This is a genomic window from Pseudomonas sp. P4_C4 (genome assembly GCF_056402055.1).
On the sequence record NZ_JBFUID010000045.1, the window covers coordinates 38,285 to 52,364 of the forward strand.

At 61.7% G+C, this 14,080-nt stretch carries 9 protein-coding genes and 2 pseudogenes; 1 reads left to right on the forward strand and 10 read right to left on the reverse strand.

The window, feature by feature from the left end:
• Nucleotides 1–45 precede the first annotated feature (45 nt).
• The 8 genes from AC1DXW_RS21810 to AC1DXW_RS21845 form a co-directional block, all read right to left on the reverse strand.
• Nucleotides 46–384, reverse strand: a complete 339-nt coding sequence (locus AC1DXW_RS21810; RefSeq protein ID WP_477755138.1) for a potassium channel family protein — start codon at nt 382–384, stop codon at nt 46–48.
• A 358-nt stretch (nt 385–742) separates the two neighbouring features.
• Complete coding sequence (locus tag AC1DXW_RS21815) at nt 743–2,386, reverse strand: fatty acid--CoA ligase (protein ID WP_477755137.1); 1,644 nt, start codon at nt 2,384–2,386, stop codon at nt 743–745.
• Between the two features lie 24 nt (nt 2,387–2,410).
• Nucleotides 2,411–4,189, reverse strand: a complete 1,779-nt coding sequence (locus AC1DXW_RS21820) for an acyl-CoA dehydrogenase C-terminal domain-containing protein (protein ID WP_477755136.1) — start codon at nt 4,187–4,189, stop codon at nt 2,411–2,413.
• Nucleotides 4,190–4,195: 6 nt separating this feature from the next.
• On the reverse strand, nt 4,196–6,715 hold the full coding sequence (locus AC1DXW_RS21825; RefSeq protein ID WP_477755135.1) for an efflux RND transporter permease subunit: 2,520 nt from the start codon (nt 6,713–6,715) through the stop codon (nt 4,196–4,198).
• A gap of 16 nt (nt 6,716–6,731) precedes the next feature.
• Entirely contained in the window at nt 6,732–7,823 is a 1,092-nt protein-coding gene (locus AC1DXW_RS21830; protein ID WP_477755134.1) for a WD40/YVTN/BNR-like repeat-containing protein, read from the reverse strand.
• A 189-nt stretch (nt 7,824–8,012) separates the two neighbouring features.
• The gene (locus AC1DXW_RS21835) at nt 8,013–9,371 is read right to left on the reverse strand and encodes a DUF1329 domain-containing protein (protein WP_477756067.1); all 1,359 of its coding nucleotides are present in this window, start codon (nt 9,369–9,371) and stop codon (nt 8,013–8,015) included.
• Between the two features lie 41 nt (nt 9,372–9,412).
• Complete coding sequence (locus AC1DXW_RS21840; protein ID WP_477756066.1) at nt 9,413–11,416, reverse strand: DUF1302 domain-containing protein; 2,004 nt, start codon at nt 11,414–11,416, stop codon at nt 9,413–9,415.
• 124 nt (nt 11,417–11,540) lie between these two features.
• Nucleotides 11,541–12,107 (reverse strand): RBBP9/YdeN family alpha/beta hydrolase, encoded by a 567-nt coding sequence (locus AC1DXW_RS21845; RefSeq protein WP_477756065.1) that lies wholly within the window; start codon nt 12,105–12,107, stop codon nt 11,541–11,543.
• A gap of 356 nt (nt 12,108–12,463) precedes the next feature.
• Between AC1DXW_RS21845 and AC1DXW_RS21850 the strand changes: the two genes are divergently transcribed.
• Entirely contained in the window at nt 12,464–13,498 is a 1,035-nt protein-coding gene (locus tag AC1DXW_RS21850; RefSeq protein WP_477756064.1) for an AraC family transcriptional regulator, read from the forward strand.
• Between the two features lie 140 nt (nt 13,499–13,638).
• Here the strand turns inward: AC1DXW_RS21850 and AC1DXW_RS21855 are convergent.
• Nucleotides 13,639–13,761 (reverse strand): annotated as a pseudogene (locus tag AC1DXW_RS21855) (putative sulfate exporter family transporter); the annotation flags it as partial.
• 137 nt (nt 13,762–13,898) lie between these two features.
• Nucleotides 13,899–14,080: pseudogene (locus tag AC1DXW_RS21860) on the reverse strand (hypothetical protein); the annotation flags it as partial.

Genomic DNA, 14,080 nt, shown 5'->3' on the forward strand with positions numbered 1-14,080 from the left:
CAAGCTCGCTCCCACAGGGGGATATGTGTTGTGGTTGGGATTGCCCTACTCCTTCCGCGCCGCCGTCACGGTCACTTCAATCGCCCGGACACTGATTGCCGCGAACGTCGCGGTCATCAGCACGCCGTTGAAACCCAGCAGCACTGCCAACACTCGCGAGACGCCCAGTTTGGGCACCAGCTCTCCGTAGCCGATGGTCAGCCCCGTCACGAAGGCAAAGTAGACACCGTCATCAGGGCTCCATCCTTCCATCTGGGCGATGATGAGGCCAAACGCAACGATCACTAACAGCAGTATCGAGAAGATCGGCCACACCACTTTGAAGTAGAACCAGACGGCTTTGTAGAACTCTTTGCGGACGTTTGATGCACGGGTGAAGTTCATGTCGCGGGCTTCCTGGGGTTTGGCTGGCCGGCATTTGAATACACGGCGGTTCAATACCCCGTTCAGCTTGGCACAAGCGCTGAAAACTGCGACCAACGGGGCGTTATCTCTGGCGAGGACTATGACAAAGATGACGCCAATCGGGCTATCCAGAAACCGCCTGCTGCTGGACTCGTTGTAGGAGCGAGCTTGCTCGCGATGGTCGTTAACGATAACGCGTGTTTACTGGTTAAACGCGGCGCTCTCCAGTCCATCGTCGGAACGCCGCCCGGAGCAAGCTCGCTCCTACAATAACGCGGCGCTCTCGAGTCCATCGCGAGCAGGCTCGCTCCTACAACAACAGCGGCAGGTTTACCCCTCAGTTCGCTTCAGTTTCCCGGATCAGCTTCTTGTTGATCTTGCCGACGCTGGTCTTGGGGATTTCGGTCACGAACTTGAACTGCTTGGGGATCGCCCATTTGTTGATGCGCCCGCCGTCGACGAAGGCTTGCAAATGAACCTCCAGAATCTTGCGGTCAAGGTATTGCCCCGGCTCGCAGACGACCATGGCCATCGGGCGTTCGCCCCACTGTTCATCGACGATGCCCACCACGGCCACGGACATGACGCCTGGGTGTTCGCTGATCAGGCTTTCCAGTTCCAGGGAGCTGATCCACTCACCGCCGGTCTTGATCACGTCCTTGATGCGGTCCTTGATTTCCACGCCGCCCAGTGGGTCAATCGAGGCCATGTCGCCGGTGTGCAGCCAGCCGTTGTGCCACAGCTGCGCACCTTTGTCCGGGGCTTTCAGATAGCCCTGGGTCAGCCACGGCGCGCGCACCACGATCTCGCCCAGGGACTCGCCGTCATGGGCCACGTCATTGCCCTCGGCGTCGATGATCTTCAGGTCGACCATCGGCACCGGCGTGCCGGTCTTGATGCGGATCGGCAGTTGCGCTTCGGCAGATAGCTGCAGGTCTTCGTCGCGCAGGTACGTCAGGCACAGCAACGGGCAGGTCTCGGACATGCCGTAGCCGGCATGCACCACCATGCCTTTGGCATTGGCCTCGCTGGCAACGCCGAGGGTCAGCGCACTACCGCCCAGGAGCATTTTCCATCCATCGAAACGGGTCGCCTTGCCTTCCTCACAGTTGAGGATCATCTGCAAAATGGTCGGCACACAGTGGGAGAAGGTCACCTTCTCTTCGCGGTACAGCCTGACCAGGCTGTTGGGCTCGTAGCGGCCGGGATACACCTGTTTGATGCCCATCAGGGTCGCGACATACGGCACACCCCAGGCATGCACATGGAACATCGGCGTGATCGGCATGTACACATCGTCGGAGCGCAGCAGCGGCTGGCCCTGATAGGCGCCCAGGGTGCCGACGGCATTCAGGGTGTGCAGCACCAGTTGCCGGTGGCTGAAGTACACGCCTTTCGGGTCGCCGGTGGTGCCGGTGGTGTAGAACAGCGTGGCGACCGAATTCTCGTCGAAATCGGGGAAGTCGTACTGGTCCGGGGCCAGGGACAGCAGGTGCTCGTACTCGCCCAGCATCGGCAGCGAGGTGGTGGTTGCCTCGTCATCGGTGAGCTGCAGGTAGCCTTTAACGGTTTCCAGCCGACCTTGGATCTGCTCGACCAGGGGCAGGAAATCATCATGCACCAGCACCAGGTCATCTTCGGCGTGGTTCATGGTGAACAACACCTGCTCCGGCGACAGGCGAATGTTCACGGTGTGCAGCACCGCGCCGATCATCGGCACGGCGAAGAAGCATTCCAGGTAACGGTGGCTGTCCCAGTCGAGTAAAGCCACGGTGTCACCGGCCTTGACCCCGGCCGCCGTCAGCGCATTGGCCAGGCGGCGAATACGCTTGTTGAGGGTCTGGTAGCTGTAGCGCAGCTTGTCGGCGTAGACGATTTCCCGGCCCGGCTGGTAGCGCACGCCGGACAGCAGCAGTTGCTTGATCAGCAAGGGATAGGCATAAGCGCCGTCGGCGGGCGGAATTATTTTTGTCGCCATCATGTTTAAGGTTCCTTGTCCTTTCGATCAGAACTGATCAGCTTGCAGCTCGTAGAGGCAGTCGCTGCCGGCCTTGGCCGATGCGCTCAACGAGTGGATACGCGGCAGCAACCGGGCGAAGTAGAAACGTGCGGTGGCCAGTTTGCTGGTGTAAAAATCGTCTTCGCCATCGCCGCTCATGACGGCCTTGGCCATACGCGCCCACATGTAGGCGTACGCGGTGTAGCCGAACACGTGCAGGTACTCGACCGAGGCCGCGCCGATTTCGTTCGGGTTGTTTTGTGCCCGGTCCAGCAGCCACGCGGTCAGGTCGTCGAGGGTGTCGACGGCGGCGTTCAGCGGCTGGGTGAACTCGCCGAGGTCCGCGCAGGCAGTGGCGGTGAAGTTGCGGATTTCCGAAGCGAACAAACGGTAGAGCGCCCCGCCGCTGCCGACGATCTTGCGCCCGGCCAGGTCCAGCGACTGGATGCCGTTGGTGCCTTCGTAGATCTGGGTAATGCGCACGTCCCGCACCAGTTGCTCCTGGCCCCACTCACGGATGTAGCCGTGGCCGCCGAAGACCTGCTGGCCGTGGATGGTGGTCTCCAGGCCCATGTCGGTGAGAAATGCCTTGGCCACCGGGGTCAGCAGCGATACCAGATCCTGCGCGCGCTGGCGTGTCGGTGCGTCTTCGCTGTACTTGGCGATGTCCAGTTGCAGGGCCACGTAGCTGGAGAACGCACGGCCGCCTTCGTTCAAGGCTTTCATGGTCAGCAGCATGCGGCGCACGTCCGGGTGCACGATGATCGGGTCGGCCGCTTTGTCCTTGTGCTGCGCGCCGGTCGGTGCACGGCTTTGCAGGCGGTCACGGGCGTAGGCGACGGCGTTCTGGTACGAACGCTCGCCCTGTGCCAAGCCTTGTATGCCCACGCCCAGACGCTCGTAGTTCATCATGGTGAACATGGCCGCCAGGCCTTTGTTCGGTGCGTCGACGATCCAGCCGGTGGCGCCGTCGAAGTTCATCACGCAGGTGGCGGAGGCCTTGATGCCCATCTTGTGTTCGATGGAGCCGCAGGACAGCGCATTGTTTTCACCCAGCGAACCGTCGGCGTTGACCAGCACTTTCGGCACCAGGAACAGCGAGATGCCTTTCGGCCCGGCCGGTGCATCCGGCAGTCGCGCCAGCACCAGATGGATGATGTTTTCGGTCAGGTCGTGCTCGCCACCGGTGATGAAAATCTTGCTGCCGCTGACCTTGTAACTGCCATCGGCCTGGGGTTCGGCCTTGGTGCGGATCAGGCCGAGGTCGGTACCGGAATGGGCTTCGGTCAGGCACATCGAACCGGTCCAGGTGCCGGCGTACATGTTCGGCAAGTAAGCCGCTTTCAGTTCTTCGCTGGCGTGGGCCTTGATCGACAGGCAGGCGCCGGCGGTCAGCATCGGGTACAGGCCGAACGACAGGCTGGCCGAGTTGACCATCTCTTCGACCTGCGCCGAAATCGCCTTGGGCATACCCATGCCGCCGTACTGCGGATCACCGCCGACACCCACCCAACCGCCTTCGGCGAAGGCTTGATAGGCCTGGGCAAAACCGTCCGGAGCGGTGACCGCGCCGTCGTTCCAGGTGCAGCCCTGTTCGTCGCTGGCGCGGTTCAGTGGCGCGATCACTTCGGCGCTGATCTTGCCGGCCTCTTCAAGGATGGCGGCGGCGGTCTCTTCATCGATCACGTCGGCCAGGCCGGGCAATTGCGCCCAGAGCCGGGACACCTGGAAAACCTCGTTGAGTACGAAGCGCATGTCGCGCAGGGGAGCTTTGTAATCAGACATCTTGGCTTACTCGGAAGTGGTCACGGCATGGGGCATGCCGGGACGTTCAGTGGATTCAGCGTTTTCGGTTACCGCGACAGAACCGGGCTGAGGGGCCCGTTCGCGCAGCAGGAACCAGGACAGGGCCGGAATCAGGATCAGCGCGCCGAGCATGTTCCACAGGAACATGAAGGTCAGCAGGATGCCCATGTCGGCCTGGAACTTGATCGGCGACCAGACCCAGCACACCACGCCAGCAGCGAGGGTGATGCCCACCAGCCCGACCACCCGGCCGGTGAACGACACGGCGTTGCGGTAGGCCTGGGACAAAGGCAGGCCCTGGCGCTGGAAGTGCAGTTGCACGCTGAGCAGGTACAAGGCGTAGTCCACGCCGATGCCCACGCCGAGGGCGATCACCGGCAGGGTCGCGACTTTCACACCGATACCCATGGCCACCATCAAGGCTTCGCAGAGGATCGAGGTCAGCACCAGCGGCAACAGCGCCACCAGCGTGGCGCGCCAGCTGCGGAAGGTGATCAGGCAGAACAGCGTCACCGCCGCGTAGACGTAAAGCAGCATGGTGCGGTTGGCTTCGCGGACCACTATGTTGGTTGCGGCTTCAATACCGGCGGTACCGGCGGCGAGCAGGAACTGGCGATCCGCGGTGCTGTTTTCCTTGGCGAACTTGTCGGCAATCGCCACCACCGCGTCCAGGGTTTCGGCCTTGTGATCCTTGAGAAAGGTGATCACCGGCATCAGCGAGCAGTCGGTGTTGAACAGCTCCGGGGAGTTGACCGAGGCTTGTTGCGCGGCGTAGTTCAGCACGTCCTGGTTGCGCTGGATGCTGTTGAGCTTGGGGTTGCCTTCGTAGGTGCCGGCGGTGATCTGGCGTACCGCGTTGACCAAGGACGCGGTCGCCTGCACGCCCGGATACTGTTGCAGTTCCCAGGCCAGGCGGTCGGCGAGGACCAGGGTCTTGTAGTTCAGGCAGCCTTCCGGCGCGGTCTTGATCATCACCGCGAACAGGTCGCTGGACAGCGCGTAATGCTGGGTGATGTAGGCGTTGTCGCGGTTGTAGCGCGAGTCGGCGCGCAGCTCCGGCGCCCCGCTGTCGAGGTCGCCGATTTTCAGGTTCTGGCTGACCATGTAACCGCCAATGCCCATCAACACCGCGACCACTACCGCGCCGGTGGCCCACTTGGCGGTGGTGAAGCGATCGAGCGCGTCCCACAGTCTGCCGAAGCCTTTGTGCTTCTCTGCGCGGTTGTCGATTTTCAGCGCACGCTCGGCAGCTTTCGCGCCCACACCGACATAGGACAGCGCCACCGGCATCAACAACAACGAGGTGAAGATCAGCACGGCGACACCAATACTGGCGGTGATCGCCAGATCCTGGATCACCGGGATGTCGATCAGCATCAACACGGCGAAGCCCACGGCGTCGGCCAGCAGCGCGGTGACACCGGCGATGAACAGACGGCGGAAGGTGTAGCGCGCAGCGATCAGTTTATGGGTGCCACGGGCGATGTCCTGCATGATGCCGTTCATCTTCTGCGCGGCGTGGGACACGCCGATGGCGAAGATCAAGAACGGCACCAGCACCGAGTACGGATCGATGGCGTAGCCGAGCCAGGCGACAATACCCAGTTGCCAGACCACCGCGATCAGCGAGCAGCCGACCACCAGCAGAGTGCTGCGCACGCAACGGGTGTAGCCGTAAATGATGATCAGCGAAGTGACCACGGCCAGGCCGAAGAACATCATCACCTGGATCAGGCCGTCGATCAGGTCGCCCATGAGCTTGGCGAAGCCGATCACCCGCACCTTGTAATGGCCGGTGCCTTCGACCCCGGATTTACGCGCAGCGCTGTCGCCGGCGTATTCGATCTTGTCGCGCAACTGCTCTTCGAGCATCTGCGAGAAAGCGTGGTAGTTGATGCGTTGACCACCGGCGGCGGCTTTGTCCATCAGCGGCACGATCAGCATGGTCGACTTGAAGTCGCTGGCCACCAGGCTGCCCACCAGACCGGCGCGGGAGATGTTCTGGCGCAACTGTTCAATGTCGGAGGGCGAGCCCTGATAACTGTCGGGCATCACCGGGCCACCCTGGAAACCGTCCTCGGTGACTTCAGTCCAGCGCACCGCCGGGCTCCACAGCGACTTCATCCACGCGCGGTCGACGCCTTCGGTGAGGAACAGCTGGTCGTTGACCTGCTTGAGCACGTCGAGGTATTGCGGATCGAAAATATCGCCCTGGGTGTTCTCGACCACTACCCGCACCGAATTGCCCAGGCCGCGCAGCGAAGCGCGGTTTTCCAGGAAGTTCTGGATGTAGGGCTGGCTCTGGGGAATCATTTTTTCGAAGCTTGGGCGCAGCTCCAGGCGAGTCACGGCCATGAAGCCCAGCACCACGGTGGCGAGCGCCATCAGCAGCATGAACAGCGGGCGGTAGTTGAACACCAGCCGCTCGAGAAGGTTGCCGGAGCGCTGGTCGAAATCCCGCAGTTCGCGGATCACCGGCATGGCGTCTTGTTTGATATTGCCCATGTCTGGGTTCTCGCTCTTAGGGTTCGAGGGCTGGATCGGCGGACAGCGTCCGGGCGCCACGGCTGCCCGCTACCACCAACGCGCCAGCGGCGGACTGGGTGGCACCGGCGACCGGGGTCGGTGCCGGTTGCCGCACCAGATGCAACTGCGCGCCCGTCCCTTGGCTGACCAGCATCTGCCCACCCTGGGTGAACAAGCGATAGTTGCCACGGGCATCGATCAGGCCCGCGGTGATGCTGACGTGCAGGCCGGTGTCCAGCACAGTCCAGCTCTGGCCGCCGTCGGTGCTGCGCAACACGTTGCCGCGCAGACCGTAGATCAGCACTTCGCCAGGCTTGCCGAGCACGCCGAAAAAGCTGCCTTGATAAGGCGTCGGCACGGCATTGAAGCGTTGGGCGCTGTCGTCCCATTTGAGCAGCAGGCCTTGCTCGCCCGCGATGTACAGACTGTCGCCGGTGGAGGCGATGGCGTTGAGGTGGAAACCCTGGGGGTTGTCGGTGCGGTCCTGGAATGGCGTCCAGGTCAGGCCACCGTCGTCAGTGCGCAGGATCAGGTTGAATACACCGACCACATAGCCGGTTTTGTCGTTGGCGAACCAGACGTCGAGCAGCGGTTTGTCCGCGCCCTGATCGGCTAGTCGTTGGCCTTCCATAGCCAACTGCGGCCATTGCTCATTGCCCGGTTCGGCGCTGGCCAGCGCCGTGTAATGCTTGACCAGCAAGGCGCCGATCTGACGACCGTCGAGCTGCTTGTGCCAGGTCGCGCCGGCGTCGCTGCTGTGCAGCACCACGCCGTCATTTCCCACCGCCCAGCCTTGGGTGGTGGTCGGAAAATTCACCGCAGTGAGGTCGGCACTGGCCGGTACGGCGGCCTGTTGCCAATGGTTTCCCGAATCATCGGAAAACAGAATATGGCCACGCTGGCCGACGGCGATCACGCGCCCACCGGCGCGGGTCATTCCGGACAACGGGCTGTTGATGGCCAAGGCACTAGCCCTGGCGGGCAGGTCCAGTACATCGACGTAATCGGCCGCATGGGTGATGCCCTGCGACAGGCAAAGCACAACGCCAAAGGCCAGCTGCAACATATTATTTTTATACGAACACATACTGCGTCCTCTTCGGAAAACCGCGCTACACCTCGCGCCGTGCAGCTCATGTGGGAGCGAGCTTGCTCGCGATGGACGTTAACGATGACGCGTGCTGTCTGGATGCCCGCGTCGCCCTCCGGTCCATCGCGAGCAAGCTCGCTCCTACAACAACGCACCGGACCGTGCGGGTGCGTTGTTGCGGTTGGCTTAGCGAATACCGGCGCCGGCCAGGGATTCCGAAGACCACTGCGCCTTGGAGAGCGGGTCGATGTACTTGATGCCGCCGTAAGGGCCGACTACACCGTTGATGTTGTACGAACCACCGACCAGGTCGTAGATCATGAAGGGCGTGGAGTCCGGAACCTGCTTGTCGTAGCTCTGGCTCAAGAAGGCGAAGGAACCACGATAAAGCTGACCACGGGCGTCATATTGATCCGAGGCCAAAGCGGTCCAGCTGTCTTCGTCGAGGTAGAAGCGGCGCTTGGCGTAGATGTGACGGGCACCGGCCTTGAGGTTGCCCTCAACGACCCACACGCGGTGTTTTTCCCAGCGTACGAAGTCCGGTGACAGGTGATTGGCAGTGGTCAGCGACTTAGGATCCTGCACGTAGGTCAGCTTGTAGGTGTTGTAGGGCACGATCATTTCCTGCTTGCCGACCAGTTTCCAGTCGTAGCGATCCAGTGCACCATTGAACACGAACACGTCATCGTAGGTGCCCGCACCGGCGGTACCAGGGTTTGGCGTGTCGTAGGCCAAGCTCGGCGCCAGTTTCACTCGACGCTGCCCCGGCAAGTACTGCCAAGCGCGACGCGGTTGCTGCAACGGGTTGGCGGCGTCCTTGAGCATGATCGCCTCACCGGCGCGGCGCGCTGGGCCGGTGTATGCCAGCTTCATCTGGTAGTACACGTCGGCGCTGCTGATCGGCTGCGAGAGGTTTTCATAGATCGGGTAGGAAATGTTCGCTTGCCCGGTGGTCGCCAGGCTCGCCACGCCGGCCGAGTCGACGTTCCAGGAGTCGTACTTGGAGCTGATGCTGACGCCTTGGTAGCGCAACAGGAAGTTCCACATCGCTTCGTTGCCCGACTGCGGAATCGGGAACGGTATGCCTGGCAGGACGTTGTCGATGGCCAGGCCACCTTCCAGGGACTTGGCGCCGCTGGCGTTCTTCACGCCGTTATCCAGAATGGCTTGTGGCAGCGAAACGGTACGGTGAGTCGGGAAAACGTCGACATGGAAAGTCGGGAAGCGCTTGGCCAGTTCAACGGTGGTTGCGCTGAGCAGGCCCTTGTACTGATCGACGTTCTTGCCGTCGATCACCAGCAGCGGCTTCTCGCTGGCAAACGGATCCGGGCGCATGCTGTCACCGGCTTTGAAGCTGGCCGGCGGCGTGGTCAGGCCACCGTTGTAGGCAGGGATGGAACCATCAGCGTTCCCGGCTTTTTCAGCGCCCACCAGGGTCAGGCTGGTGCCCAGCTTGGCAGCTTCCTGGGTTGAAACAGCGGCCTGTGCCTGGGCGGCAAGGACCATGGCCAGCGAAGCGGCCAACACGGTTTTTACAAATTTCATCTTGTTATTCTCCTGCTTGCATTGAGCAAATCAGTGGTGAATCAGAATGTTGTTTTCATCGTCAGGTACACGGCGCCACGGTCCTCAGTCGTGGCACCACCTCCGGAGAAGGACGAGTAGCCACCGGCGAAACAGGCGTAGTTCTCGTTGCCGCTAAAGGCGTTAGGCGTGGAGCCGTCACCACCGTTCGGGCCGGTACTCACACCGCTGACGTTGCATTTTTCGGTTTTGCCGAAGGAGTCCACGTACTTCAGGTCAACGAAGTATTTGTTGTACACAACGGCACCGACGCCCACGGCATAGTTGCCGGTGTCCTTGGCACCGCCACCGGAGACCGGTGACACGCCGGCGAGACCGACGTTGACCGACATCGGCGCGTTGAGGTCGACACCCGGGAATACCTGGTACCAGGTCGGTGTGAAGTTGACTGCCAGACCCCAGTTGTCCCGGGTCGGCGCGTCGATGCCGCGATAGCTGTCCTTGCCCTTGTAGAGCGCTTCGTTCTTGCTATCGAGCTTGAGCAGGTTGCTGTAGTACAGCTCGGCAAGCACGGTTGCCTGATCGAACACCGGCGTTTTCGGCAGGGTCATCAGACCGTTGAGCGTCCAGTGCAAGGTGTCACCGGTGGCGCTCATGCTGTCGCCGCGGCTCGGGGTGTCGTAGACCACACCGGTGGCGTCGGTACGTGCAGGCAGCAGACCAAGCCCTTGCCCCAGACCCAGCGGGCTGCGGGTACTGACGATCGCCGGGATACTGGCCAGCGGCATGTTGTGACGGATGTTCAGGTCCGAACCGACACTGATCCCGCCCACGTCCTTGGACAGGCTCAGGCCGACGATCTTGATGTTGTCGGCATAGGCCATCTGATAGGTGGCGGTGTCCAGCGAATTGAGGGTGTTGATCACCGCAGGCACTTGCCCTGCCGGCCGAGTGCCGTTGGGGTTGGCCGAGGTAATGCCCCTGGCGTCCAGCCAGGCTTGCGGCAAGATTTCCGAAGTCTCGCGGTAGTAGACGCCGAGGGTGCCATCCAGCCAGGCCGGCGACCACTTGGCCATGACGCCCCAGTCGCCGCTGCTGCCCGGTGTCAGGTCATGGCCGCGACGCACGTTGGTCAACGCGTTGCACGGCGCCAGGCCACAACCCAGCGGACTGCCAGGCACCACGGCGTTGGTGTTGCCGAGCAGGAACGATTGCGCACCAAAACCGACCAGGTCGGAACCACCGTAATAAGTACCGGCTTCCGGCAGACGCGCGGCGTCCCAATCGAGGAAGTACTGGGCACCCACGGTCAATTCCGGATTGACGGTGAACGTCATCGACAACTGGTTACGCGGAACGAACAGTTCCTTGGCCTCGGTACCCGGCGACGCGGCAAGCTTGGCCAGGTCGAGGCCGGACTGGCCGTAGCTGACCGAGTGCACCGGGTTGAGAATGGTCTCGCCCCAGAACACGTTGTGCTGACCGGCCTTGACGCTGAACATCGACTCCTCGCCCACTTCGGTGCTGTAGAACACGAAGGCATCGAGGATTTCGCCCGAAGGACCGCTGTAGTAGCGCTGGGCATAGTTGCTCAGGTGCGGGCTGCCGTTGCCGACGTTGTCATGGGTCACCCCAGCCAGGCGCGGGTCGTTGGCGATCAGGCCCGAACGCGCATCGTTGCCGTTGACGAACGGGTTGGAATTGGAGCCGGTGTTGTCATAGGCCTTGTCGTACCAGCTGGCGGCGCTGACGCGAAAACCCATGGCGTTCTTGTAGACCACGTCCATTTCGGTCAACAGGTCGATACGGTTGGTGATGTTGGTGCCGGCCTTGCGGAAGTTGTAATCGCCGTCGTTGTTGTTCGGCGTTGCCAACATGCGTTTGTCGGCGCTTTCGGTGCGCACGCCGTAGTTGTACTTGATGGTGTTATCCACGCGTACGTTCCAGTCCGGATTCCCCGTCTCGATCTCGGCCGCATGGGCCACCGGTAGGGTTGCCGCGAGAATGGCTGAGGCCAACAAGGTGTAGCGTGGAGCGGTGAAGCCGTGACTCTTATTGTTGTGCATTGCGTTGTCTCCGCCTTTTTGTATTTGTTTTAAGCGCAGCCGCCCCCGCGCAAACATCGATGGGTTTGCGTTTAAGGAATGAGGGCAAATGCCGGTTGGCGTACTGCCAGTCCAGCTCCTTGTACTAGCGGTCCAGCTCCAGGATGAGTGCTTCGGCCTGCGGCCAATGGCCAAATCCTGCGGCCGGATTGAGATGGCCGACATCGCCCAGATCGAGCAATTCGGCGCCCCAGCCTTCTGCCATGCGGGTGACTGCAGGAAGGCTGGCAAGGTGATCGTTGGTGCTTGCGGCCACGACGCTGCGAAATGGCAGCGGGCCTTGTGGTAGAGGATTCCAGCCCTGGCTACGCAGGGTTTCGGAAGAAGGATAGTTTGCCGGCCAGACCGCATCGAGGTCCGGTGGCGCGGCCAGCAAAGCGCCCTTGATCGGTCGGCTGTAGTGCGCCGCCCAGTGCGCGACCATCAGCACGCCGGCGCTGTGGGCCACCAGAATCACGGGGCCGTCGATCTGTTCGAGTTCGTGTTGAATCGCCCGCACACGGGCCATGCAATCGAGTTTGTCGGTCTCCAGCGGCGCAACACTGCGCACTTTGCCCAGCCTGGCTGCAAGCAATGTTTGCCAATGTTCGGCCACGTGCTCGCGCAGACCCGGAACGATCAGAATGGTGGCGGCAGTTTGCAGTTTGTCCACGGTCAACACCTTCGCTTTCTCGATAACTCGACTGGCTGTTTTCGCCAGGGGCTTTTTGTAGTGTCGACATTAAAGAGCGCCCACCCGAAGCGCTTTACATTGGACGTCAGGCACTTTTCTTTTGATGACAAATTGTCGGACAGCAGGACAGCGCGACCACTGGTCGAAAAATCCCCCAGGTTGGCGCAAGGTCACTGTAATCAACGGATGAGCGCTGATGGCTCCCTGCAGCGTAGAGGATGGGTGACCGGACAGCATGAAATCCATCAACGACATGACAACTGTTCAACTGTTGATGCGCTGGATATAGTCGCCACGCTCACGCCAATCGCCATAGGCCCAGGGAAGACTTTCGCATGACCAAGCTTGTTCGCGCCGCTGTCTTGACCAACTACCTGGAGGTCACCCAGTACCTGGGTTTCAACCCGCGCGACGTGCTGGCCGCTGTCGGCCTGAGCAGGGCCCAACTGCAAGCCCCTGAACACCGTATCCAGATCGATGCCGCCGTGCGGTTGCTGGAAGACTCGGCCGCTGCCAGCGGTTGCCAGACCTTCGGCCTGAGCATGGCCGAATCGCGCCAGCTCTCGGACTTCGGCGTGGTCAGCCTGCTGCTCAGCCACCAGCGCACCCTGCGCGATGCCTTGCAGGTCGTGGTGGATTACCGGCACCTGATGAATGACTCGCTGGCGATCTTCATTGAAGAGGCCGGCAAGATGGTGATCATTCGCGAAGAGGTGGTCACCGAAACGCCGATGCCCAGCCGCCAGGCCACAGAGCTGGCCATCGGTGTGATGTTCCGGCTGTGCTCGGCATTGCTCGGCTCACACTGGCACCCCTACAGCGTCAACTTCATGCACCAGCCACCGGACAACCTGCACCTGCATCGCCGCCTGTTCGGCTGCAACCTGGAGTTCGGCAGCGAGTTCAACGGCATCGTCTGCCCGGACGTCAGCCTCGACATGACCAACCCCAACGCCGACCCGGCCATGGCCCGCTACGCCCAGAGCTACCTCGATTCGCTGCAGAACCACGAAGGCGCCTCGATGCTGTTCGAGGTGCGCAAGGCCATCTACCTGCTGCTGCCCATGGGGCGCGCCACCATCGAACAGGTCGCCCAAAGCCAGGGCATGAACGTGCGCACCCTGCAACGCCGCCTCAAGGACGACGGCTGCGCCTTCAACGACGTGATCAACGACGTGCGCCGCGACCTGGTGCTGCGTTATTTGGACAACCCCAACTACTCGCTGAGTCGCATTGCCGACATGCTCGGCTACTCGATGGCGAGTTCGTTTACGCGGTGGTTTATCAGCCAGTTTGGTATGCCGCCGGCGACGTGGCGGGCGCAAAAACAAACCACCGCCAAACCCCTCGCTGGCCCTAAAGAACTCTGAATCGACAGCGCAAAAAAAAACGGCGACTGCTGGTACAGTCGCCGCGAAAGACCGGTGTTTGTGACACCGGTCGAGAACCCCACGGCATGAGGAGTCAACGCCGTGTGGTCCTGCCATAAAACGTATAGAGGGTGACGCGTTCAGAGCCCCCAGCACAGCAACAACAGCACCAGCACGACCAGGAACACCGTCTCCCCGACCATCAGCAGAATCGGCTTGATCCCGACCGCCGCCAGCTCCTTGAGCCRGGTCTTCATRCCCAGAATGCGCGAAGTTGGAACACTATCCCTGTGGGAGCGAGCTTGCTCGCGATGGCGGTGTGTCAGCCGCCATGAGTGTTGAATGTGAAACCGCTATCGCGAGCAAGCTCGCTCCCACAGGTTTTGTATCAACCTGACGATTAGAAGCCCCAGCGCAGCAACAACAGCACCARCACAACCAGGAACACCGTCTCCCCCACCATCAGCAGAATCGGCTTGATCCCGACCGCCGCCAGCTCCTTGAGCCGGGTCTTCATGCCCAGAATGCGCGAAGTTGGAACACTATCCCTGTGGGAGCGAGCTTGCTCGCGATGGCGGTGTG

Excerpts from the sequence above, each read along its gene's own strand:
- AC1DXW_RS21810 (WP_477755138.1), bottom strand. The coding sequence starts at position 384 with ATGAACTTCACCCGTGCATCAAACGTCCGCAAAGAGTTCTACAAAGCC.
- AC1DXW_RS21815 (WP_477755137.1), bottom strand. The coding sequence starts at position 2,386 with ATGATGGCGACAAAAATAATTCCGCCCGCCGACGGCGCTTATGCCTAT.
- AC1DXW_RS21820 (WP_477755136.1), bottom strand. The coding sequence starts at position 4,189 with ATGTCTGATTACAAAGCTCCCCTGCGCGACATGCGCTTCGTACTCAAC.
- AC1DXW_RS21825 (WP_477755135.1), bottom strand. The coding sequence starts at position 6,715 with ATGGGCAATATCAAACAAGACGCCATGCCGGTGATCCGCGAACTGCGG.
- AC1DXW_RS21830 (WP_477755134.1), bottom strand. The coding sequence starts at position 7,823 with ATGTGTTCGTATAAAAATAATATGTTGCAGCTGGCCTTTGGCGTTGTG.
- AC1DXW_RS21835 (WP_477756067.1), bottom strand. The coding sequence starts at position 9,371 with ATGAAATTTGTAAAAACCGTGTTGGCCGCTTCGCTGGCCATGGTCCTT.
- AC1DXW_RS21840 (WP_477756066.1), bottom strand. The coding sequence starts at position 11,416 with ATGCACAACAATAAGAGTCACGGCTTCACCGCTCCACGCTACACCTTG.
- AC1DXW_RS21850 (WP_477756064.1), top strand. The coding sequence starts at position 12,464 with ATGACCAAGCTTGTTCGCGCCGCTGTCTTGACCAACTACCTGGAGGTC.